Below are 21675 nucleotides of genomic sequence, written 5' to 3' on the forward strand. Positions count from 1 at the left end.
TTCATGCACCTGCAAGACATCCTCTATTCCCAGGGCTTCGGCACCCGCCGCGTGTGTGCGGGCCTGGTCCAGCAAGGCCACGTGAGCATTGCCGGCGCGGCCGTGACCGACCCCTTTGCCGACCTCGATCCCGAAGACCTGCTGTTCACCGTGCAGGGCACCGAATGGGCCTACCACGAGAAGGCCTACCTGATGCTGCACAAGCCCGCGGGCACCGAGTGCTCGCAGAAGCCCTCGACCTACCCGAGCATCTACACGCTGCTGCCGTCGCCGCTGCGGCTTCGGCCCAACAAGGGCGCGGTGCAGGGCGTGCAGGCCATCGGCCGGCTCGACCAGGACACCACCGGGCTGCTGCTTATGACGGACGACGGCCAGTTCATCCACAAGATGGGTTCGCCCAAGCACCATGTGCCCAAGGTCTACGAAGTCACGGCCAAGCACCCGGTGGACGCGGCCCAGATCGAGAAGCTGCTGGCCGGGGTAGTGCTCGACGACGACCCGAAGCCGGTGCGCGCGGCGGCCTGCGAATCCGACAGCCCGCTGCACCTGCGGCTGACGCTGACCGAGGGCAAGTACCACCAGGTCAAGCGCATGCTGGCGGCGGTCGGCAACCGGGTCGAGGGGCTGCACCGCTCCCGCATCGGCGACCTGGCGCTGCCGGGCGACCTGGCGGCCGGCCAGTGGCGCTGGCTCACGGCCGAGCAGGTCGCGGCGCTGCGGGCACCCGCCAAGCCGCCGAAAACGCCGAAATAAGGGCAGAAAGCGCGTCTTCCCGGTCAGCCAGTCCTAAGGCGCGGCCGTTAAGATTCCCAGCTCTCTCTCGGAACCTTTCCCTTGCGATTTCCTGCCCGACCGAATGGCCGCTTTTCGGCCTTCCTGTTCTCATGCCTCGCGGTCTGGCTGGCGCAAGCCGCCGCCGCCGCACCGCCCGAAGCCCCGCCGATCTTCGTGCTCAATTCGCTGGACGCCAGCGTCAGCGTGATCAGTCCAGTCGACTGGACCGAAAAGCAGCGCATCGCCACCGGCAAGGAGCCGCACCACCTCTACATGACGCCCGACGAAAAGTCGGTCATCGTGGCCAATTCGGCGGGCGATTCGCTCACTTTCCTGAACCCCAGGACGGCCGAAGTGCAGCGCGTGGTCTACGGCATCATCGATCCCTACCAGCTGCAGTTCTCGCGCGACATGAAGTGGTTCGTCACCGCGGGCAACCGCCTGAACCACGTCGACATCTACCGCTGGGACGGCAAGGACCTGAAGCTGGCCAAGCGCATCGCGTCGGGCAAGACGCCCAGCCACATCTGGATCGACAACACCAGCACCATCGCCTACGTGACCATGCAGGACAGCGACGAGCTGATCGCCATCGACCTGCCCACGCAGACCATCCGCTGGCGCGTGGCCACCGGCGCCATGCCGGCCGACATCTTCGGCGTCCACAACGACAAGACCCTGCTCGTGGGCCTGACCGGCAGCGACGGCGTGCAGGTGTTCGACGTGGCCGGTGCCGAGCCCAAGCTGGTCGGCAAGATCCCGACCGGCAAGGGCGCCCATGCCTTCCGCTCGGCTGGCGACGGCAAGAGCGTGTTCGTGAGCAACCGGGTGGCCAACACCATCAGCCGGATCGACCTGGCGACGCTGAAGGTCGGCGCCGTCTACCCGGTGCCGGGCGGGCCCGACTGCATGGACGTGTCAGCCGACGGCAAGACGCTGTATGTCACCTCGCGCTGGGCCAAGAAGCTCAGCGTGGTGGACCTGGTGAACAACAAGCTCGTGCGCCAGGTGAACGTCGGCCGTTCGCCGCACGGCGTCTGGACGCTGGACCATGGCAAGCGCATCTAGCCGCAGCAGCCGGGCCGCAGCCCTGCTGGCAATCGCCCTGGCGGCGGTGCCGGTTGCCTGGGCCCAGCAGGGCGCGCCCTGCGAGAAGCCGGTCTACCTGACCCTGGACACCGGCCACATGGGCGTGGCCCCGCTGGTGGCCGATGTGCTCAAGCGGCAGAACGTCCGCGTCACCTTCTTTGCTGCCGCCGAGCCCACGCTGACCGGCGGCGACAGCCTCGACAGCCAGTGGGCGCCGTGGTGGAAGGCGAGGGCGGCCGAAGGCAACGAATTCGCCTCCCACACCTACGACCACGCGTACTGGCGCGGCGACCTCAAGGGCGTGGCGCCGAGCTTCCGCATCAAGCCTTCGGCGGGCGCATTGGCGGGGCGCGAGTTCACCTGGAGCGCGGCCGAATACTGCGCCAACGTCAGCAAGGCCTCCGAGCGGCTGGCCCTCATCACCGGCAAGAAGCCGCTGCCGCTGTTCCGCGCACCGGGCGGCAAGACCTCGCCCCGGCTGCTGGCGGCGGCCAAGGCCTGCGGCTTCGAGCACGTGGGCTGGTCGCCGGCCGGCTTCCTCGGGGACGAGCTGCCGAGCGAGAAGTTCAGCAACGAAAAGCTTCTTTCGCAGGCGCTGGAGAGCATCCGCCCCGGCGACATCCTGCTCGCGCACCTGGGCATCTGGTCGCGCAAGGATCCGTGGGCGCCGGCCAACCTCGAACCGCTGATCGCCGGCCTCAAGGCCAAGGGCTTCTGCTTCGAGACGCTGCGCCAGCATCCGCAGTACCGCGCATGGATCGCGTCCCACCCCTGAGGCTGCTGCCGTGATCGATCGGTTGACGGACGCTTTTTCCGCGCTGCAGGGCTGGTTCTTCGAGACACTGGTCCAGCCGCTGGTGTTTGCCGTGGGCCTGGGCGGCTGGACCGAGGACGCCTTCGACGCCACCGGCTGGCTGCTGGTCGGGCTGATCCAGGTCGTGGTGCTGCTCGCGGTCATCGGGCCGCTGCAGCGCTGGCGCGCCGTCGAGCCGGTCACCGACCGCCGCGCGATCCGCATCGACGTGCTCTACACGCTGATCCATCGCCTGGGCCTGTTCCGGCTCGCGATGTTCTTCACGCTCGAGCCGTTCTTCGACGAGGGCATCGGCTTCTTGCGCACTGCGGGCTGGGGCACCTTCCACCTCGACGAGGCCTGGCCCGGCGTGACCGATGTGCCGTGGGTGGCCTTTGCGATCTATCTCGTGGTGCTCGACTTCGTGGGCTACTGGATCCACCGGGGCCAGCACCAGTTCCGGTGGTGGTGGGGCCTGCATTCGCTGCACCATTCGCAGCGCCAGATGACGATGTGGAGCGACGACCGCAACCACCTGCTCGACGACATCATCCACGACACGCTCATCGTCATCGTCGCGCAGCTCATTGGCGTGGCGCCGGGGCAGTTCATTGCGTTCGTGGCATTCACGCAGCTCAGCGAAAGCCTGCAGCACGCCAACCTGAAGCTGGCTTTCGGCGCCATCGGCGAGCGGCTGTGGATCAGTCCGCGCTTCCACCGGCTGCACCACAGCATCGGGCTGGGCCACGAATCGCGCGGCGCCCACACGCTGGGCGGGTGCAACTTCGGCGTCCTGCTGCCGTGGTGGGACATGCTCTTTCGCACCGCGAACTTCGAGGAGCGCTACGACCCCACGGGCATTCGCGACCAGGTGGAGCCCGGTGCGGACGGCCGCGTGCGCGACTACGGGCGCGGCTTCTGGGCCCAGCAATGGCTCGGGCTCAAGCGGATGGCCGGCCGCGGCTGAGCACCGGGCCCGAACCGGGCCGGTTATCCTCGCACCCAATGCGCCTGCTCCTCGATTCCTTCTGGCGCGCGGTCGCCTACTGCATGCTGCCGCGCGTGATCGTGCTGTCGCTGCTGCCGCTGGGCCTGATGGTGCTGCTGGCCGCAGGCTTCGGCTATTTCTACTGGGACGCGACCGTCGCCTGGACCCGCGACGCGCTCGACGCCTGGCCGCTGCTGTCGAGCTTCTGGGGCTGGATCGGACGGCTCTTCTCGGGCGACGTCACGGCCGTGCTGGCGCCGCTGGTGGTGGTGTTTGCCGCCACGCCGGTGATCGTGGTGGTTTCGCTGCTGATCGTGGCCGGCCTCATGGCAGGCCCCCTCACCGCGCTGGTCGCGCACCGCCGCTTTCCCGCGCTCGAACGCAAGAAGGGCGCGTCCTTCTTCGGCAGCGTGGCGCGCTCGCTCGGCCTCACGCTGCTGGCGCTGCTCGCGCTCGTGGTGTCGATGCCGCTCTGGCTCATTCCGCCGCTGGTGCTCATCTTGCCGCCGCTGATCTGGGGCTGGCTCACCTACCGCGTGATGAGCTTCGACGCGCTGGCCGAGCACGCGAGCCCCGAGGAGCGCGCCGCACTGCTGCGCGCGCACCGGCTGCCGCTGCTGTGCATCGGCGTGCTGTGCGGCTACCTGGGCGCGGCGCCCAGCATCGTCTGGGCCTCCGGCCTGCTGTTTGCCGCCGCCTTCTTCGTGCTGGTGCCGCTCGCGATCTGGATCTACACGCTGGTGTTTGCGTTTTCGGCGCTCTGGTTCGGCCACTACTGCCTCGACGCGCTGGCGCAGCTTCGCGCCCAACGCGGGGCCGCCGCAGCTTCTTCCGGTCCGCCCGGCGGCGCACCCGCGGCCGAGACCGACCAGGCCCTTCTCTCCCAATGGAAATCCCCATGACCCGTGCATTCGGCCTGATCGTCGTCGGCGACGAAATCCTTTCCGGCAAGCGCGCCGACAAGCACATGCCCAAGGTCATTGAACTGCTCGCCGCGCGCGGCCTGCAGCTCGGCTGGGCCGAATACGTCGGCGACGTGCCCACGCGCATCACCGCCGCGCTCGGCCGGGCCTTCGCTTCGGGCGACATCGTCTTCTCGACCGGCGGCATCGGCGCCACGCCGGACGACCACACGCGCCAGTGCGCCGCGCAAGCCCTGCGGGTGCCGCTGGAACTGCATCCCGAGGCCGAACTGCTGATCCGCGAGCGCATGCAGGACACCGCGCGCGAGCAGGGCATTGCCTACGAACCCGACCGCCCCGACAACATCCACCGCCTCAACATGGGCGTGTTCCCGAAGGGCGCCGAGATCATCCGCAACCCCTACAACAAGATCCCGGGCTTCAGCGTCGAGCACGTCCACTTCGTGCCGGGCTTTCCGGTCATGGCCTGGCCGATGATCGAATCGGTGCTCGACAGCCGCTATGCGCACCTGTTCACCAGCGGCCAGTCGGCCGAGAAGTCGGTCATCGTGTTCGGCGCGATGGAGGCAACGCTCACGCCGCTGATGCTCTCGATCGAGACGGCGCACGCCGGCATCAAGGTGTTCAGCCTGCCGAGCGTCGACCATCCGCAGTACGGCCGCCACATCGAACTTGGCGTGAAAGGCGACCCCGCCCGCCTGGACGCCGCCTACGCGCAGCTGATCGAGGGCCTGCACGCCTATGATGCGAAGCTTGGCCCGGAATTGGTGCGGTAGTTTTTATTGCACCAATTTGGTGATTATTCGCCTTTTTTTGGGGTTTGCGCCTGCCGTCAAAGCCTGTTCCCGAGCGGCGACAATGGCATAGAAACTGCATCCTCCGTCCCTGTATTCCTAACCACCATCCAACTCAGGAGAAACTGATGGCAAAGACCGTCGCCGATGTACTCAAGCTCGTCAAGGAAAACGAGGTCAAGTTCATCGACTTCCGCTTCACCGACACCCGCGGCAAAGAGCAGCACGTGACCGTGCCCGTCTCGGCTTTCGATGAAGACAAATTCACTTCGGGCCATGCTTTCGACGGCTCGTCCATCGCTGGCTGGAAGGGAATCGAGGCTTCGGACATGCAGCTCATGCCCGACCCGAACACCGCCAACATCGATCCCTTCTTCGAAGAAACGACGCTGATCCTGACCTGCGACGTGATCGACCCCGCCGACGGCAAGGCCTACGAGCGCGACCCGCGTTCGCTCGCCAAGCGCGCCGAGGCGTACATGAAGGCTTCGGGCCTGGGCGACACCGCCTACTTCGGTCCGGAACCCGAATTCTTCGTGTTCGACGGCGTGCGCTGGAAGAACGACATGTCGGGCTGCTTCGTGAAGATCGACTCCGAAGAAGCCTCGTGGAACACCGACAAGGAATACGAGCACGGCAACACCGGCCACCGTCCCGCAGTCAAGGGCGGCTATTTCCCGGTTCCCCCGGTCGACAGCTTCCAGGACATGCGCTCGGAAATGTGCCTGGTGCTCGAATCGCTCGGCATCCCGGTCGAAGTGCATCACCATGAAGTGGCCAACGCCGGCCAGATGGAACTGGGCACCAAGTTCAGCACGCTGGTCCAGCGCGCCGACTGGGTCCAGCTGCAGAAGTATGTGATCCACAACGTGGCCCACGCCTACGGCAAGACCGCCACCTTCATGCCCAAGCCCATCGTCGGCGACAACGGCTCGGGCATGCACGTGCACCAGTCGGTCTGGAAGGACGGCAAGAACCTGTTCGCCGGCGACGGCTATGCGGGCCTGTCGGACTTCGCGCTGCACTACATCGGCGGCATCATCAAGCACGCCCGTGCCCTGAACGCCATCACGAACCCCGGCACCAACAGCTACAAGCGCCTGGTGCCCGGCTTCGAAGCCCCGGTGAAGCTGGCCTACTCGGCCAAGAACCGCTCGGCCTCGATCCGTATTCCGTTCGTGGCCAACCCGAAGGGCCGCCGCGTCGAAGCGCGCTTCCCCGATCCGCTGATGAATCCGTACCTCGGTTTCGCTGCGCTCCTGATGGCCGGCCTCGACGGCGTGGAAAACAAGATCCATCCGGGCGAAGCCGCCAGCAAGGACCTGTACCACCTGCCGCCGGAAGAAGACGCGCTGATCCCGACCGTGTGCCATAGCCTCGACCAGGCGCTGGAATACCTCGACAAGGACCGTGCGTTCCTGACCAAGGGCGGCGTGTTCACCGATGCCTACATCGATGCGTACATCGAACTGAAGATGCAGGAAGTCACGCGCTTCCGCATGGCGACCCATCCGGTCGAGTTCGACATGTACTACTCGCTGTAATTGGCCCACCCCCGAAGCGGCTCACTTCGTGTAGCCGCCTCCCCCTCTAGGGGGCAACACCGGCGGCCCGGCTGAGCCGGTTCCGCGGTGTTGCTGGAAGGGAATCGAAAAGGACGGCTTGGCCGTCCTTTTTTACTGGCGCGGAACATCTTGTCACCAGTGGCGTCGAATTGCAGGAAAATGCACCTTTGTTGCGCCATCACCGATTCACATGAAGACTGCTTCCCTCATTTTCCTGGCCGGTTCATTGTTGGTCGCCTTGCCTGCGCTCGCCCAGGAGCGCGTGTGGCGCTGCGGCAATGAATACACCAACAATTCGACCATCGCCCAGCAAAAGGGCTGCAAGGTCATGGAAGGCGGCAACGTCACCGTCGTGCAGGGCACCAAGCCGTCGGGCGGCGGTTCGGCTGGCGGCAACTCGGCGCCCGCAGCCTCTCGTGCGCCCGCGGGCAGTCCGCGCGTCGAAGGCGTCGACCAGCGCGCACGCGATGGCGAAGCCCGCTCGGTGCTCGAAGCCGAGCTCAAGAAGGCCGAGGCCCGCCAGGCGGAGCTGCAGAAGGAATACAACAACGGCGAGCCCGAGAAGCAGGGCAGCGAAGGCCGCAACTACCAGAAGTACCTCGATCGCGTGGCTGAAATGAAGGCAGAGCTGGCCCGCAACGAGAGCGACATCGCGGGCATCCGCCGCGAACTCGGCCGCCTGCCGGCCAAGCAGTAGGGCCATGGCGTTCGGGAAGAAGGCGGCCGGCGCCACTCCGCGCTTTCAGTCCTTCGACCTGCTGTCCACGCTGATCGCGGTGGTCAGCACCAACGGTTCGGTGCTGTTTGCCAATGCGGCCCTCGAAGACGCGCTGGGCACCTCGCGCCGCACGCTCGAAGGCTCTCAGTTCGGTGCCTGCTTTCACGAGCCGCACGTGCTTCGCACCGCCATCGACGGTGCGCGCAGCAACGACTTCGCCACGCTGCGCTACGAGGCCTTCCTGCGCCGCGTCAATCATGAGCTGATGCCGGTGCAGGTCACGCTGGCGCAGGGCGACAAGACGGGCGAGCTCATCATCGAGATGTCGCCGCTCGAGCAGCAGGTGCGCCAGGACCGCGAGGAGCGCCTGCTCGACCAGGCGCAGGCCAACAAGGAGCTCATCCGCAACCTTGCGCACGAGATCAAGAACCCGCTCGGCGGCATCCGCGGCGCGGCGCAATTGCTGCAGATGGAGGTCGAATCGCGCGACCTCATCGAATACACGCAGGTCATCATCCACGAGGCCGACCGGTTGCAGACGCTGGTCGACCGGCTGCTGGCACCGCACCGGCGCCCGCACGTGGTGGGCGACGTGAACATCCACGAAGTCTGCGAGCGCGTGCGCTCGGTCATTCTTGCGGAGTTTCCGCGCGACCTGCACATCGAGCGCGACTTCGACGTGTCGATTCCCGAATTCCGCGGCGACCGCGAGCAGCTCATCCAGGCCACGCTCAACATCGTGCACAACGCGGCGCAGGCCCTGGCCGAGCGCCGCGCCGCGGGCGATGCGCAGATCACTTTCAAGACCCGCATCGCCCGGCAGGTGATATTCAACAAGCAGTGGTATCGATTGGCACTGGAATTGCATGTCATCGACAATGGACCGGGTGTGCCGGACACGATCAAGGACCGCATCTTCTATCCGCTCGTCTCGGGCAGGGAAGGCGGGACCGGGCTTGGATTGACGCTTGCACAAACTTTCGTGCAACAGCATCACGGCGTGATCGAGTGCGACAGCGTCCCGGGCCGAACCGATTTCAAGATATTGATTCCGCTGCCCTAGCAGCCACGGCAACAAGGAGATGCATGAAGCCGATCTGGATAGTTGATGACGACCAATCGATCCGCTTCGTGCTGGAGAAGGCCCTTTTGCGCGAAGACCTGCCCACGCGCAGCTTCACCAACGCGCGCGAGGTGCTGGCCGCCCTCGAACTCGCCGACGACGATGAACAGCAGGGCCCCCAGGTCCTGGTGAGCGACATCCGCATGCCCGGCGGTTCCGGGCTCGACCTGCTCGACAAGATCAAGGCCAAGCACCCGGGCCTGCCCGTCATCATCATGACGGCGTTTTCCGACCTCGACAGCGCCGTTTCGGCGTTCCAGGGCGGTGCCTTCGAATACCTGCCCAAGCCCTTCGACCTGCCGCGCGCCGTCGAGCTGATCCGCCGCGCCGTCGACGAAAGCCAGCGCGAGGAAGTGGCCGAAGAGCGCATGGTTGCCGCGCCCGAAATGCTGGGCCAGGCGCCCGCCATGCAGGACGTGTTCCGCGCCATCGGCCGGCTCTCGCAGAGCAACGTCACGGTGCTCATCACGGGCGAATCGGGCTCGGGCAAGGAACTGGTGGCGCGCGCGCTGCACAAGCATTCGCCGCGTGCCAACGGCCCCTTCGTGGCCATCAACACCGCGGCCATCCCCAAGGACCTGCTCGAGAGCGAGCTCTTCGGCCACGAGCGCGGTGCCTTCACCGGCGCGCAGACCATGCGGCGCGGCCGCTTCGAGCAGGCCGAGGGCGGCACGCTCTTTCTCGACGAGATCGGCGACATGCCCTTCGACCTGCAGACGCGCCTGTTGCGCGTGCTGAGCGACGGGCACTTCTACCGCGTGGGCGGCCACAACTCGGTCAAGGCCAACGTGCGCGTGATCGCGGCCACGCACCAGGACCTCGAGCAGCGCGTGAAGCTCGGCGGCTTCCGCGAAGACCTGTTCCACCGCCTCAACGTGATCCGCCTGCGCCTGCCGGCGCTGCGCGAGCGCGGCGAAGACGTGCCGGCGCTCACGCGCCACTTCCTGCAGGTGAGCGCGCGCCAGCTCGGCGTCGAGCCCAAGCGCATTTCCGATGCGGCGCTGGCCAAGCTGGCGTCGTTCAGCTTTCCGGGCAACGTGCGCCAGCTCGAGAACATCTGCCACTGGCTGACCGTGATGGCACCGGCCCAGCTGATCGAGGCCAAGGACCTGCCGCCCGAAGTCATGGCCGCGGCGGCCGGTGCGCCGGTGCAAGCCGCGGAAGGCACGGCCGCCACCGCGGTGCCCGCGCAAGCCGCACCGCTGCCGTCGCCCGGGCTCGAGCGCGAAGCGGCACCGGCGGCGGGCGGCGCTGCACCCGAAGCCACTGAAGGTTTGGTGGGCGCAAGCAGCTGGGAGAGCGGCCTGGAGATCGAAGCCCAGGCGCTGCTCGCGGCCGGGCGCACCGACGTCTGGGATGTGCTGTCGCGCCGTTTCGAGTCGCGGCTGATCCTCACGGCGCTGGCCAACACCCGCGGCCGCCGGATCGAAGCCGCTCAGAAGCTGGGCATCGGCCGCAACACCATCACCCGCAAGATCCAGGAACTCGGGATCGAGTAGGCTGCCTCGGACAGAGAAGGAAGAGGGTGGCTGGGCCCCTTCCAGGAACACCGCGGAACCGGCTTTGCCGGGCCGCTGGTGTTGCCCCCGGTAGGGGGTTGGCGGTAGCGACACGAAGTGCGCGAAGACTGGGGGCGAGCCTATTTACCGGCTGCGCTGGCCCAGCGTCAGCGAGTCGAGCTGGAAGTTGCCGCTCTTGTCCCAGAGCCAGGTGTCCACGTAGGTGTGGCCGCCCAGGCGCCCCGGGCTGGGCAGCGGGGACGCCGCCTTGATGAGTTCTGCAATCTTGCCCGGCACCTCGGGCGCATGGCTCGGCACGCGGCTGAAGGTGACGTTCTTGACGTTGCCTTCGGCATCGATGTCGGTCTCGACCACCACCACCGCATAGACGAGCGGTGGGATCTTTCCCTTGTAGATGCGCTGCGGATAGGCCTTGTAGATCTGGCGCGCGCCGGTCTTGCGGTAGGCCCGCACGGCGGGCGTCTGCGCGGTGATCAGCCGCACGGTCGGCACGTCGCCCCTTGTGCCGGGCACCTCGTCGGTGGCGGTAGCGGGCGACTTGCCGTCGCCGGCCTTGTCCGCGGGCTTGAATGCGGAACAGGCGGCGAGCGCGAGCGCCGCCGCGATGATCGTGAGGGTGCGAAGGGTCATGGTCATCAAATTCCCTGGTCGAGATCGAGCACCACCGGTGCGTGGTCGCTCGGCTTTTCCCACTTGCGCGGCACGCGGTCGATGATGCAGCCCTTGGCGCGCGGCACCAGCGGCTCGCTCACCAGGATGTGGTCGATGCGCAGGCCCCGGTTCTTCTGGTAGCCCAGCATGCGGTAGTCCCACCACGAAAAGCTTTTCTCGGGCTGCTCGAAGAGCCGGAAGCTGTCGACCAGGCCCAGCTGGAGCAGCGCCTTGAAATGCTCGCGCTCCTCGGTCGTGTGATGGATGGTTTCCGCCAGGCCCACGGGGTCGAAGCTGTCGCGGTCTTCGGGCGCGATGTTGAAATCACCGAGAAGCACCAGGTTCGGATGCGCCGCCATTTCGGCGCGCAGCCATTCGCGCAGCGCGCGCAGCCAGCCCATCTTGTATTCGAACTTGTCGGTGCCCGGCGCCTGGCCGTTGACGAAGTAGCCGTTCACGATGCGCAGCGGACCCGCCGGCGTTTCGACCGTGGCCGCGATCACGCGGGACTGGTCGTCGGTGAAGCCGCCGATGTTCCTTGCCACGTCGCGCATCGGCGCGAGGCTCAGGATGGCGACGCCGTTGTAGGTCTTCTGGCCGAACACGGCGGCCTCGTAGCCGGCGGACTTGAGCACTTCGAGCGGGAACTTGTCGTCGCTCATCTTGAGTTCCTGCAGGCACAGCACGTCGACCGGGTTGGCGATCAGCCAGTCGAGCACATGCTGCAGGCGGGCGGTCAGGGAATTGACATTCCAGGTGGCAATTTTCATGAAATATGGTAACCGATTGATTTACAAGGCTTTTTCCGTATTTGTAGCGTCTATTTTGTGCGTGCCCGGCGGCGTACCCGTTTTATGCTTCGCTGCGCTTGGTCCTGGGGGACGGAGTTGGCCAGCTTAGCAAAAGCTCTCGACTTTGCCATGTGGCGCCCGGGGGGTGCGGCTGCGACTCAGCTGTCCACGGGCATGCGCGATCTCGGGCTATAGCTGTTTGAAGCCAATAGTTTCGAGGCGCTCCGAAAGCAGCGACCGTGTCCTGATCCAAAGCTCGTGCCGTGCGGCCGCATCATCGGCCGGTGCGGATGGATTCAGCGGCCGTGCATTCTTCACCGAGAAGTAGCCGCCGGTCGTGGGGTCAGTGTCTTCGGTGGCGAGCCTCACGATGATCTCCGCCCCTCTTCGAGGATCTCCCACGCCCAACCACTTCAGGACCTTGGCAAGGGGCTCCGCGAAGCCAAGCTCGCGGCCCAGGCCCGTCACATTGAACCCCGGGTCGAGGCAGTGGGCGGCGACGCCGGTGCCTTCGAGCTGACCCGCGAGTTCCAGCGAGAACATGATGTCCATGAGCTTGGTTTTGCCATACACCTTGGATGAGCCCGCGCGTGTGAACGGGCTCGTGTCCACAAGATCCTTGTCGGGCGTCAAGCCACCGCTTCGCCGAGATGCCTCGGATGCGACGGTCACGACTCTGGACGGGGCCGAGCGGATCAACGTGTCTCGCAAAATGTCCGTGAACAACCAGGGCGCTAGATAGTTCACCGCGATCATCTCGGCAAAGCCATCGCCGGTGATCCGTTGCTCGAAGGCGTGCAGCCCGGCATTGTTGATCAGTACGTCGATGCGGTCGTACCGGGCGGCGATCTCGGTGGCCACTGCCGCAACGGCGTGCACACTGCCAAAGTCGGCGTAGTGAAAGTCGACATGCGCACCGGGTGCCTCGGCCCGTATGCGGCCGAGCGTGCGGCTGGCCTTCGCCTTGTCCCGCGCCGTGAGTACCAGATGCGCTCCGCGCTTTGCCAGCTCGATGCTCGCGATCTCTCCGATTCCGCTGGTCGCACCGGTCACGACAATGGTGGGGCGTTCTTTCATCTGATTTCCATTTGATGGATAAATATCCACTATAAGCCACCTTCGCGAAGAGAGGACACACCCATCATGAAAACACCCAGGCAAAGGCCCGCCGCTCAGGACGCGGGCGGCCGTGAAGCCGTGGTCCTGGCGCTCGGCGAGCAGCTCAGCGCACTGCTCAGCGCCTCGCGCGCATTGACGATCGAGACGTCCGCGGAATTCCACCCCGACGTGCCATCCGCGGCATTTCACATTGCCCGTTGGCTTCACGCGTTCGGGCCGGCCAAGGCGAGCCGCATTGCCGAAGGCGTGGCGATGGACCGCAGCGCCACGAGCCGGTTGATCTCGAAGCTGGTCGAGCTGGAGTTGGCAGAAGTGAAGCCCGACCCGCTGGACGGTCGCGGCGTGGTCGTGAGCTTGAGCCGCCGCGGCAAGAGCGCGATCAGCCGTGCCGTTCACCGCAAAGGAGATGCACTGCATGCTCGCATCGAGCAGTGGAGCGATGCGGAGGTGAAGCAGCTTGCGTCATTGCTCCGGCGGTTCAATGGCCTGCCGGAGGAGGGCGGGGCTTGAAAGCAGGCTCCAGGCTTTTCTCGCAGGCATGCCGCTCAGCGGAGCCTTGCGCTCCGTTTGCCGATCGGCAGCCGCCACAGGTCGTAGCGCTCGTCCCCGCTCTTGACCGAACCCGCAAAGTGGCTGCTCAAGGAACTGGACGTGAAGACCAGATCGCCGCCCGCAGCGTGCGGCCGTCGGGCGACAGTGCAATGCCGTCTGGGGCCGGCAACCGACCGACGGCAATGGGGCGTTTGCGTGCCTATGGTTATCGTCGGTTGGCCTGCAGTGCCGGGCGAGGGGGCATCCCCGTGTAGGTGCGTGGTCTCAGCGTCCACACCAAAACCGCCACCACTGGGGTCGTGTGGCCCTCATCACCTGTCGCAATGGCCATTTGAAGAGTGACAGCGGTATCCATCCTCGGATGGGAAAGGCATGCGCCTGCATGCGGTGGGGCGTGCTTGAGGCCAGGCACTCTTTCCGATCGATCGCCCGCGCTCCAGACAGCTCACACAACCGCGCAATCAGACTCGACACCTCGTTGACGTGATGCCGGTGCGACATCCCGCCCGGCTTTTCTTGCGCTGCATCAGCGGCTCTTCAATTCCCTCCAGCACCTCAACAACAATTCGGACCCAGCCGATCAGCGCGCAGGATCCATGCGCAGCCGGTACGCCACGCCATCGCGGCCGGGGTCGGCGCCGCCATGCAGGCCATCGGCCTGTACCTGCACGCCGTGCACCCAGCCGATGGTGTAGTTGTATGGGTTGCGGCCAATGGCGTAGCCCTGTGCTTCCAGTGTGCGCGTGGTGGAGCGCGGAATGCGGTTGCACACGTCGATGGCGTTGCTGGTGGACGAGAAGCGCGGCGCCGACACGGCGGCCTGCATTTCCATGCCGTGGTCGATCACGTTGAGCAGCACCTGCAGCACGCCCATCGCGATCTGCGTGCCGCCCGGTGCGCCGAGCACCACGTCGAGCTCGCCGTCCTTGAAGGTCATGGTGGGGCAGGACGAGGTGAAGCGGCTCTTGCCCGGCTGGATGCTGCCGGCGCGGCCCGGGCGCGGGTCGAACACGCCCATGCAGCCGTTGTAGAGGAAGCCCATGCCCGGGGTGATGATGCCCGAGGGCATGGCGAGCGATTGGGTGAGGGACACGGCGTTGCCGTCAGCATCCACCACGCTCAGGTGGGTGGTGTCGCGCGGCACGGGCGCACCGGGGTTCACGCGCTCTACGCTGAAGCGATGGCCTGTGCGGATCTGCTCGGCCACTTCGCGGGCCATGTCCTTGGACAGCAACCGGTCCAGCGGCACGTCGAAGAACTTCGGGTCGCCGATGCAGCGGTCCTTGTCGATCGTCGCCTTCTTCATGGCCTCGCACACCGTCTGCAGATAGTCGGGGCTGTTGTGCTCGAGGCTCGCCAGATCGAAGTGCTCGAGGATGTTGAGCATCTCCAGCAGCATGGCGCCGCCGCCCGGGGGCTGGTTGGTGGTGATGGTGCGGTCGCGGTAGTGGCCCACCAGCGGCGCGTTGCGCTGCACCTGGTAGCGGGCCAGGTCCTCGTGCGTGATCAGCGCGCCCAGCGACTGCAGGTGCGCCACCATCTTGCGCGCCAGGTCGCCCTGGTAGAACGGGCGCGCGCCTTCCTCGGCAATCTGGCGCAGCACGGCAGCCATGCCTTCGTTGCGCAGCGGCGCACCGATGGGCTTGGGACGGCCGTCGGGGCGGCAGTACAGCTGGCGGCTGTCCTCGCAGTACTGCAGGCGCTCCAGGTTGCCGACGCGGCCCATGCTGGGCTCGTCGATCCAGAAGGCGTGCATGCCGGGGCGCACGAAGTAGCCGTCCGCGGCCCACCGGATGGCGGGCTCCACCACCTGCCGCCAAGGCAAGCAGCCGTGCGCCTGGTGCATGGCCTCCAGGCCCTTGAGCGTGGCCGGCGTGCCGATGGACTGGGGGCCGATGTCGTTGACGCGGCCCTTGAGGATGAAACCGAAGCCGTCCTTGGTCTCGCCCTCCAGCAGGTGCTCCCACATGTCTTCCCTGGCCGCCAGCGGCGCGGGCGAGTGGAAGTCGAAATATTCGTGCACCTGGGCGCCGGGCAGGTACACGGCGGCCGTGCCAAAACCTGCGATGCCGCACATCAGCGGATCGACCACCGTCTGCGCCAGCGCGGTGGCCACGGCGGCGTCCACCGCGTTGCCGCCTGCGCGCAGGACGTCGATGCCGGATTCGGCGGCCTCCGGCTGTGGGCAGACCACCATGGCTTCTTTTTTCATGAGGTGTGAGGACGAACCCCTTGCTGCATCGGCGACACAACAAAGGGTGAGGATGGAAGGGGGTGGCGCTTGCGCAAGCCGCCGGCTTACTTGGCGCTGAGGTTCAGGGCCCCGAGTGTGGGACCCCAGGCCTTGGCGTCACGCGCCGCCGTCTCCATGACCAGCGCGGAAGGGCCGGACATGGGGATCACGCCCATGCTCTTGAGCTTGGCCTGCACCTCGGGGCTGTTGTGGAAGGCTGTGGTCGCCTTGTTGAGCTTTTCCACGATGTCGGGCGGCGTGCCGGTGCGCGCCACCACGGCACTCCAGCCCATGTTGTCGAAGCCCTTCACGCCCAGCTCGCCAAGGGTCGGCACATCGGGCAGCTCGGGGGTGCGCTGTGGCGACAACACGGCCAGTGGATTGAGCTTGTGGTTCTTGATGTGGGGCAGGGCCGTGCCATACACCGGTGCCATCACTTCGGTCTGCCCACCGATGGTGGCCAGGATGCCGTCGGCCTCGCCCTTGTAAGGGATGTGGGTCATCGAAATGCCCAGGGCATTGCTCACCAACTCGACCGCCAGATGGGTGGAGTTGCCCAGTCCGGCGGACGCGAAGTTCAGCTTGCCGGGCGCCGCCTTGGCTTTTTCCGTCAGGTCCTTGAGCGTCTTGATGCCCGTGGCCGGGTTGGCCGACAGCACGAACGGCACCGTGGTCAGCATGGTCACGCCCACGAAATCCTTCTCGGGGTTGTAGGGCAGCGGCTTGTAGGTGAACTGGTTGAGCACCATCAGCGACACGCTGCCCAGCAGCAGGGTGTAGCCATCGGCGGGCGCATTCAGCGCGCTTTGCGCGGCAATGAGGCCGCCCGCACCGGGCTTGTTCTCCACCACGATGGTGGCGCCGATGGCCTTGCCTGCGTGTTCGGCCCACAGGCGTGCGATCGTGTCGCTGCTGCCGCCCGGGGCCTGCGATACGACCAGGCGCACGGGCCGGCTGGGGTAGGCGGCTTGCGCGTACACGGTGGTGGCCGTGGCGGCCGCGACCGCGACGCCCATCAGGATCTTGCAGACGTTCGTGATTGCTTCAGGCACAGGGATTCCTCTGAGGGTGCGACATAAAAGATGAAGTAATTTTCATGACAATCCTGCGATCCACCTAGTGAAAATGCAAAATGGATCCATGAAGGTTTACTCATGATTGAGCGTTCAGAAGGCCTCTCCTGGGCACGGGGCATCAAGGTCCGGCATCTGGAGTCCTTTCTGGTGCTGGACGAGGCGGGCACGCTGACCGAGGCGGCGGTGCGGCTGCACATGACGCAATCGGCCATGTCGCACTGGCTGGCAGAGCTGGAACGCGTGGCGGGCACGCCGCTGGTGGTGCGCGGGCGCAAGGTGCAACTGACGCCTGCGGGGCATCTGCTCAAGCGGCTGGCCATCACCGTGCTGGGCGACATCGCGCGCACCGGCCGCGAGATGCATGCGGTGGCCGCGGGGCGCGTGCCGCGTCTGAACGTGGGCAGCGTCTGGGCCGGCATTGCCGGCGGCCTGCCCGAAGCCGTGACCGCGTTCCAGCAGCGCCATGCCGATGTGGCCGTGTCGATTCATGACGGGCTGTTCGACGACCTGCTCAAGGGCCTGGACACGCGTGCCATGGATGCCGTGATCGGTGTTCTGGATGCAAGGGCGCACCAGCCGCAGCTGGCGCATCACGTGCTCTTCGACGACCAGGTGAGCATCGTCGTTGGCCAGGGCAGCAAGCACTGGCACAGCAACCAGCCGCTGGGCTTTGCCGACGTGCTGCGCGAGCAATGGGTGATGCCGCCCCTGGGCACGCTCACCCGCATCCAGATGGATGCCTATCTCATCGAGCAACAAGCATCGTGGCTGGTGCCCAAGGCGGAAACCGCCTCGCTGGCCATGATGCAGGCCCTGCTGCAAAAGGGCGACTATGTCGGCGTGTGTGCGGAATCCATGGCGGACTACATGGCCTCGCTGGGGCTGTTCCGGAAGGTCGCCATTGATTCGAACATCCGCTTCGGCCCGATCACCGTGGTGTGGAACCGCGAGCATGTCTCGGCCACGCTCATGGACTTCATTGCTTGCCTCAAGGCGCATGCGCGGGGCTTGCCTGCCGCGCCAGTGCAGGCGCCGTCCGGCGCGTAGCCCCCGCGCCAGCGTTTTTCGCCCAGGTGGCAGCAGGCATCTCCGCTCCATGATCGCGAGGCAAAGGGCCATCAGCGTCTCTGCCACAACCGCAGCTTCGGTAGCAAGTCGTTCTTTATCTCACGATCGCGCTGTGTGGCGGTGCTTGCGCGTAGGCGGCCATTTGTCACTTCCTGCCACGTCGAAGCAACGGCTCCGACGATTGAGAGCTTTTCTTGTTGCTTGTGATGAACGGGGCTGATACCACTTGCGACGAGCTTTCGTGCTTCCTGGTGGAGCTCGCGGGCGCGCTTCAGGCTGACGTCAGGGTTGCGGCCGAGGGCCAGCATGCTTTCACTGCTGTGCAGGGTGAACCTGTACCTCCACAACTTTGCGCCGGATGGCTTTACTAGCAACGACAGCCCGCCTGGCTCCACGAGCTTGAAGGCGGTATCTTGAGCCTTGGCGTTCCTTATCTGTGTTTCGGTAAGTTGGCGGCGAAGCAGGAACAGGAACGACGCCGCTCACTTCCTGATCGCAGCACTCCAGAATTCATTCGCCGCCTTCCCCAAGAGCTCGCTGTCTCGGTAGAGCCTGATTTCCAGCGGAACGGCCCACTCGCTGCTCGCTGCGGCGACAAGGCGCCCTTGGCCGGTGTCTTCCTCCACGAGGGTCCGCGGCAGCCATGCGATGCCCCTGCCGTCCAGTGCCATCGTCCGGAGGACGGAGGCGAGATGGGCCGTGAAGACGGGCTGTACTGCTTGCGACTCCAGCCGTCGGCTCACGACGGCACGCATGATGCGTCCCAGCCCGGATTCGTCGCTGTACAAGAGCAACGGTACGGCGGATGCGCCTTTCCGTGAAAGCTGATGCAGCGGCTCGCCGGAGCCATTGGGCGCGGACACTGCGATCAGCATGTCTTCGCCGATCCTGGCTGATCTGTAGGGGTCAGCATCGAGTGCGCCATGGGCGTCGGGATGCGCGTGGCTCAGTACGAACTGAACCTTGCTCTGCAGCATCAGGGATTCGCAACGCTGAAGGACGTCGGACATGAGCTGCACCGGCCCGAGCGTGATGCTTGACTCGAGGCTACGTATCCATCGCGGCAGGAAAGTCATGGAAAGCGCATGCGTGCACGCAATGCGCAGGGTGACCGAACTGGCCTCCGCAACCCTCCTCGCGTCACCGGGCACGCGCGCCACCCTCGCGGCCAACTCCTGCGCCACGCCGGCAAACCACTCGCCAACTTCGGTGAGTGTGGCGGGCTGCGTGCTGCGGTCGAACAAGTCGGCGCCGATCCACTCCTCCAGCGCGCGAATGCGACGGCTGAATGCGGGTTGGGAACTGTGGCGCTCATCTGCCGCGCGCGAGAAGTTCCCCGTTGCTGCCAACGCGAGGAAGTCATCAAGCCAGATCAGGTTCATGTCCGGTTCGTCCAGCGCATAGAAGTTGAGAAATTGAACATTGGCCGAAAAAGACGGCACGGCCGACCATTCAGTCTCCCACCCACCCCCTCTGGAGACACCCGTGAAGATCGTCGAAATCCGCGAGAAGACCATCCCCATCAGCTCGCCCATTCGCAACGCCTACATCGACTTTAGCAAGATGACCCTGAGCCTTGTCGCGGTGGTCACCGACGTGATTCGCGATGGCAAGCCCGTCGTTGGCTACGGCTTCAACTCGAACGGCCGCTACGGCCAGGGCAAGCTGATGCGCGAGCGATTCATTCCGCGCATCATGGAGGCGAAGCCGTCGTCCCTCGTCGACGACAGCGGCGACAACCTCGATCCGCACAAGATCTGGAACACGATGTTCACCAATGAGAAGCCGGGCGGCCATGGCGAGCGCTCGGTGGCCATTGGCACCATCGACATGGCGGTGTGGGACGCGGTGGCCAAGATCGAAGGCAAGCCGCTGTTCCAGTTGCTGGCCGACCGCTATGGCGACGGCAAGCCCAACCGCAAGATCTTCGTCTACGCGGCGGGCGGCTACTACTACCCGGGGCAGGACCATGGGAAGCTCCAGGACGAAATGCGCAGCTACATCGACCGCGGCTACACGGTCGTCAAGAAGAAGATCGGTGGCGCCTCGCTCGACGAAGACCTGCGCCGCATCGACTCGATCATGGAAGTGCTGCAGGACGGCCAGAAGCTCTGCGTCGACGCCAACGGGCGCTTCGACCTGGAAACCGCGATTGCCTATGCCAAGGCCCTGTCGCAGTACGACCTCTTCTGGTACGAGGAGCCGGGCGATCCGCTGGACTTCGAATTGCAGGCAGCCTTGCGCAATTTCTACAAGAACCCAATGGCCACTGGCGAAGATCTCTTCTCCATGCAGGATGCGCGCAACCTGATCCGCTACGGCGGCATGCGCCCGGACCGCGATTGGCTGCAGTTTGACTGCGCGCTCAGCTACGGCCTGGTGGAGTACCTGCGCACGCTGGAGATGTTGAAGGAACATGGCTGGTCGGCCAGCCGCTGCATCCCGCACGGCGGGCACCAGATGTCGCTGAACATCGCTGCCGGCCTTGGCCTCGGTGGCAACGAGTCGTACCCCGACCTGTTCCAGCCATTCGGCGGGTTCCCGGACGGCGTGAAGGTCGAGAACAGCTTCGTGACCCTGCCCGATCTGCCGGGCATCGGCTTCGAGGGCAAGGCCGATCTGTACCGCGAGATGCAGGCGCTTTCGGCCTGACGCAGATGGCCCACAAAGGAGACAACACCATGAAAAGCATTTGGCGCTGCGGCGCGGGCATCGTCCTGCTCGCTTCGGCCACGCTGGCCTCTGCAGACTTCCCGGACAAGCCCGTCACGCTGGTTGTTCCGTTCGCGGCCGGCGGCCCGAGCGACAAGATCGCCCGGGACCTGGCCGAGGCACTGCGCAAGCCGCTCGGCCAGACCGTGATCGTCGACAACGCCGCCGGTGCGGGCGGCACGATCGGCTCGGCCAAGGTGGCGCGCGCCACGCCGGACGGCTACACGCTGCTGGTGCATCACATCGGCATGGCCACCGCACCGGCGCTGTATCGCAAGCTCCCCTACAAGGTGCCCGATGACTTCGAAATGCTGGGCCTGATCAACGAAGCCCCATCCGTGGTGATCGGCAAGCCGAGCCTGGAAGCCACCAGCTTCGCGGACTTGCGCAAGTGGATTGCTGCGAACGGCGGAAAGGTCAACCTGGCCCATGCAGGGCTGGGCTCCGCGTCGCACCTGTGCGGCTTGATGTTCCAGAGCGCCTTGAAGACCAGCATGACCCCGGTGCCCTACAAGGGAACCGCACCGGCCATGACGGACCTCATCGGCGGCCAGGTCGACCTCATGTGCGAGCAGGCCACCAACGCCGTGCCGCAGATCGAGGGCAAGAAGGTCAAGGTCTACGGCATCACGAGCCTGAAGCGCCTGCCGCTGCCATCGCTCAAGGACACTCCCACGCTCGCGGAGTCCGGGCTCAAGGATTTCGACGTGCAAGTCTGGCACGGCTTGTATGCGCCCAAGGGCACGCCGCCCGCGGTGCTGGAAAAGCTGAACGCGGCGCTTCGCGCCGCACTGAAGGATCCGGAACTCATCAAGCGCGAAGAGGCGCTGGGCCTCACCGTGGTGAATGACGACCGCCTGGCCGCGGCCGGTCACCGGAAGTTCGTGGAAGCGGAGAAAGTCCGCTGGTCGAAGGTCATCAAGGAAGCCGGCGAATACGCTGACTGAGCGCGAGCCGTGCAAGCGCATGACGATGGGCTTGCCAACTCGAAGGGGCCGCCTGTGGTGAAAGCCTGGAACGCCGTTCTGGCTGAGACCCTGGAAGCAGGGGGGAAGCCAGCAGGCACGCGCGGTCGCCTCGCAATCCTCGTGGCTGGGGACGATGCGAAGGCAACGTGGACAGTGCGCCCCGCAATCGAGATGCCTTGAGCAAGGAATTTGCATCGGCAGGCGGCGCGCTGACGCAC

21 protein-coding genes are annotated in these 21675 nt (G+C 65.8%); 14 read left to right on the forward strand and 7 right to left on the reverse strand.

Annotated elements, in window-relative coordinates:
* Window positions 1–3: 3 nt before the first annotated feature.
* The 10 genes from ACAM58_RS08335 to ntrC all read left to right on the forward strand — a co-directional run bounded on the left by ACAM58_RS08335 (window position 4) and on the right by ntrC (window position 10266).
* Complete coding sequence (locus ACAM58_RS08335; RefSeq protein WP_062362443.1) at window positions 4–753, forward strand: pseudouridine synthase; 750 nt, start codon at window positions 4–6, stop codon at window positions 751–753.
* A gap of 81 nt (window positions 754–834) precedes the next feature.
* Entirely contained in the window at window positions 835–1842 is a 1008-nt protein-coding gene (locus tag ACAM58_RS08340; RefSeq protein WP_012746770.1) for a YncE family protein, read from the forward strand.
* On the forward strand, window positions 1826–2638 hold the full coding sequence (locus ACAM58_RS08345) for a polysaccharide deacetylase family protein (RefSeq protein WP_062362440.1): 813 nt from the start codon (window positions 1826–1828) through the stop codon (window positions 2636–2638). The genes ACAM58_RS08340 and ACAM58_RS08345 overlap by 17 nt, the downstream gene beginning before the upstream one ends.
* A 10-nt stretch (window positions 2639–2648) precedes the next feature.
* Complete coding sequence (locus ACAM58_RS08350) at window positions 2649–3623, forward strand: sterol desaturase family protein (protein WP_369664294.1); 975 nt, start codon at window positions 2649–2651, stop codon at window positions 3621–3623.
* Window positions 3624–3661: 38 nt separating this feature from the next.
* Window positions 3662–4546 (forward strand): EI24 domain-containing protein, encoded by an 885-nt coding sequence (locus ACAM58_RS08355; RefSeq protein ID WP_012746773.1) that lies wholly within the window; start codon window positions 3662–3664, stop codon window positions 4544–4546.
* Window positions 4543–5343, forward strand: coding sequence for a competence/damage-inducible protein A (locus tag ACAM58_RS08360; RefSeq protein WP_369664295.1), 801 nt, complete (start codon window positions 4543–4545; stop codon window positions 5341–5343). Before ACAM58_RS08355 ends, ACAM58_RS08360 begins: the two co-directional genes overlap by 4 nt.
* Window positions 5344–5489: 146 nt before the next feature.
* Complete coding sequence (glnA, locus tag ACAM58_RS08365; protein WP_012746775.1) at window positions 5490–6905, forward strand: type I glutamate--ammonia ligase; 1416 nt, start codon at window positions 5490–5492, stop codon at window positions 6903–6905.
* 211 nt (window positions 6906–7116) lie between these two features.
* Window positions 7117–7623, forward strand: coding sequence for a hypothetical protein (locus ACAM58_RS08370; protein ID WP_012746776.1), 507 nt, complete (start codon window positions 7117–7119; stop codon window positions 7621–7623).
* A 4-nt stretch (window positions 7624–7627) separates the two neighbouring features.
* Window positions 7628–8707, forward strand: a complete 1080-nt coding sequence (gene glnL / locus ACAM58_RS08375) for a nitrogen regulation protein NR(II) (protein WP_012746777.1) — start codon at window positions 7628–7630, stop codon at window positions 8705–8707.
* Between the two features lie 23 nt (window positions 8708–8730).
* Window positions 8731–10266, forward strand: coding sequence for a nitrogen regulation protein NR(I) (gene ntrC, locus ACAM58_RS08380; protein ID WP_012746778.1), 1536 nt, complete (start codon window positions 8731–8733; stop codon window positions 10264–10266).
* A 144-nt stretch (window positions 10267–10410) separates the two neighbouring features.
* Here the strand turns inward: ntrC and ACAM58_RS08385 are convergent, their stop codons facing one another.
* The 3 genes from ACAM58_RS08385 to ACAM58_RS08395 all read right to left on the reverse strand — a co-directional run bounded on the left by ACAM58_RS08385 (window position 10411) and on the right by ACAM58_RS08395 (window position 12806).
* Entirely contained in the window at window positions 10411–10917 is a 507-nt protein-coding gene (locus tag ACAM58_RS08385; RefSeq protein WP_230537710.1) for a hypothetical protein, read from the reverse strand.
* A gap of 5 nt (window positions 10918–10922) precedes the next feature.
* Complete coding sequence (gene xth, locus ACAM58_RS08390) at window positions 10923–11708, reverse strand: exodeoxyribonuclease III (protein WP_369664296.1); 786 nt, start codon at window positions 11706–11708, stop codon at window positions 10923–10925.
* Between the two features lie 210 nt (window positions 11709–11918).
* Window positions 11919–12806: an SDR family NAD(P)-dependent oxidoreductase gene (locus ACAM58_RS08395; protein WP_062362429.1), complete on the reverse strand. Its 888-nt coding sequence runs from the start codon at window positions 12804–12806 to the stop codon at window positions 11919–11921.
* 66 nt (window positions 12807–12872) lie between these two features.
* Between ACAM58_RS08395 and ACAM58_RS08400 the strand changes: the two genes are divergently transcribed.
* The gene (locus ACAM58_RS08400) at window positions 12873–13358 is read left to right on the forward strand and encodes a MarR family winged helix-turn-helix transcriptional regulator (protein ID WP_062362426.1); all 486 of its coding nucleotides are present in this window, start codon (window positions 12873–12875) and stop codon (window positions 13356–13358) included.
* Window positions 13359–13980: 622 nt separating this feature from the next.
* On the opposite strand, the gene ggt is transcribed toward ACAM58_RS08400, so the two are convergent.
* A complete protein-coding gene (gene ggt / locus ACAM58_RS08405) occupies window positions 13981–15612 on the reverse strand; it encodes a gamma-glutamyltransferase (RefSeq protein WP_369664297.1) in 1632 nt (543 codons plus the stop codon).
* Window positions 15613–15698: 86 nt separating this feature from the next.
* Complete coding sequence (locus ACAM58_RS08410; protein WP_018903072.1) at window positions 15699–16685, reverse strand: tripartite tricarboxylate transporter substrate binding protein; 987 nt, start codon at window positions 16683–16685, stop codon at window positions 15699–15701.
* A 102-nt stretch (window positions 16686–16787) separates the two neighbouring features.
* On the opposite strand from ACAM58_RS08410, the gene ACAM58_RS08415 reads away from it, so the two are divergent.
* On the forward strand, window positions 16788–17756 hold the full coding sequence (locus tag ACAM58_RS08415) for a LysR family transcriptional regulator (RefSeq protein ID WP_369664298.1): 969 nt from the start codon (window positions 16788–16790) through the stop codon (window positions 17754–17756).
* 71 nt (window positions 17757–17827) lie between these two features.
* Here ACAM58_RS08415 and ACAM58_RS08420 read toward each other — a convergent pair whose 3' ends face one another.
* On the reverse strand, window positions 17828–18247 hold the full coding sequence (locus ACAM58_RS08420) for an Arm DNA-binding domain-containing protein (RefSeq protein WP_155247784.1): 420 nt from the start codon (window positions 18245–18247) through the stop codon (window positions 17828–17830).
* A 12-nt stretch (window positions 18248–18259) separates the two neighbouring features.
* Complete coding sequence (locus tag ACAM58_RS08425) at window positions 18260–19312, reverse strand: LysR substrate-binding domain-containing protein (protein ID WP_230537708.1); 1053 nt, start codon at window positions 19310–19312, stop codon at window positions 18260–18262.
* Between ACAM58_RS08425 and ACAM58_RS08430 the strand changes: the two genes are divergently transcribed.
* Both ACAM58_RS08430 and ACAM58_RS08435 read left to right on the forward strand, forming a co-directional pair.
* Window positions 19263–20429, forward strand: coding sequence for a mandelate racemase/muconate lactonizing enzyme family protein (locus tag ACAM58_RS08430; protein WP_012746787.1), 1167 nt, complete (start codon window positions 19263–19265; stop codon window positions 20427–20429). The genes ACAM58_RS08425 and ACAM58_RS08430 overlap by 50 nt on opposite strands.
* Before the next feature lie 29 nt (window positions 20430–20458).
* Window positions 20459–21436: a tripartite tricarboxylate transporter substrate-binding protein gene (locus tag ACAM58_RS08435; RefSeq protein ID WP_369664299.1), complete on the forward strand. Its 978-nt coding sequence runs from the start codon at window positions 20459–20461 to the stop codon at window positions 21434–21436.
* The last annotated feature ends 239 nt before the right edge of the window (window positions 21437–21675 follow it).

The sequence above is a fragment of the Variovorax sp. V116 genome (assembly GCF_041154435.1).
Taxonomy (GTDB): Bacteria; Pseudomonadota; Gammaproteobacteria; order Burkholderiales; family Burkholderiaceae_C; genus Variovorax; species Variovorax paradoxus.

What these genes read in the sequence shown, in the direction of transcription:
- ACAM58_RS08335 (WP_062362443.1), top strand. Translation starts at nt 4, where the DNA reads ATGCACCTGCAAGACATCCTCTATTCCCAGGGCTTCGGCACCCGCCGC.
- ACAM58_RS08395 (WP_062362429.1), bottom strand. Translation starts at nt 12,806, where the DNA reads ATGAAAGAACGCCCCACCATTGTCGTGACCGGTGCGACCAGCGGAATC.
- glnA (WP_012746775.1), top strand. Translation starts at nt 5,490, where the DNA reads ATGGCAAAGACCGTCGCCGATGTACTCAAGCTCGTCAAGGAAAACGAG.
- xth (WP_369664296.1), bottom strand. Translation starts at nt 11,708, where the DNA reads ATGAAAATTGCCACCTGGAATGTCAATTCCCTGACCGCCCGCCTGCAG.
- ACAM58_RS08370 (WP_012746776.1), top strand. Translation starts at nt 7,117, where the DNA reads ATGAAGACTGCTTCCCTCATTTTCCTGGCCGGTTCATTGTTGGTCGCC.
- ACAM58_RS08360 (WP_369664295.1), top strand. Translation starts at nt 4,543, where the DNA reads ATGACCCGTGCATTCGGCCTGATCGTCGTCGGCGACGAAATCCTTTCC.
- ggt (WP_369664297.1), bottom strand. Translation starts at nt 15,612, where the DNA reads ATGAAAAAAGAAGCCATGGTGGTCTGCCCACAGCCGGAGGCCGCCGAA.
- ACAM58_RS08435 (WP_369664299.1), top strand. Translation starts at nt 20,459, where the DNA reads ATGAAAAGCATTTGGCGCTGCGGCGCGGGCATCGTCCTGCTCGCTTCG.
- ACAM58_RS08415 (WP_369664298.1), top strand. Translation starts at nt 16,788, where the DNA reads ATGATTGAGCGTTCAGAAGGCCTCTCCTGGGCACGGGGCATCAAGGTC.
- ACAM58_RS08400 (WP_062362426.1), top strand. Translation starts at nt 12,873, where the DNA reads ATGAAAACACCCAGGCAAAGGCCCGCCGCTCAGGACGCGGGCGGCCGT.
- ACAM58_RS08385 (WP_230537710.1), bottom strand. Translation starts at nt 10,917, where the DNA reads ATGACCCTTCGCACCCTCACGATCATCGCGGCGGCGCTCGCGCTCGCC.
- ntrC (WP_012746778.1), top strand. Translation starts at nt 8,731, where the DNA reads ATGAAGCCGATCTGGATAGTTGATGACGACCAATCGATCCGCTTCGTG.
- ACAM58_RS08345 (WP_062362440.1), top strand. Translation starts at nt 1,826, where the DNA reads ATGGCAAGCGCATCTAGCCGCAGCAGCCGGGCCGCAGCCCTGCTGGCA.
- glnL (WP_012746777.1), top strand. Translation starts at nt 7,628, where the DNA reads ATGGCGTTCGGGAAGAAGGCGGCCGGCGCCACTCCGCGCTTTCAGTCC.
- ACAM58_RS08355 (WP_012746773.1), top strand. Translation starts at nt 3,662, where the DNA reads ATGCGCCTGCTCCTCGATTCCTTCTGGCGCGCGGTCGCCTACTGCATG.
- ACAM58_RS08425 (WP_230537708.1), bottom strand. Translation starts at nt 19,312, where the DNA reads ATGGGCGAGCTGATGGGGATGGTCTTCTCGCGGATTTCGACGATCTTC.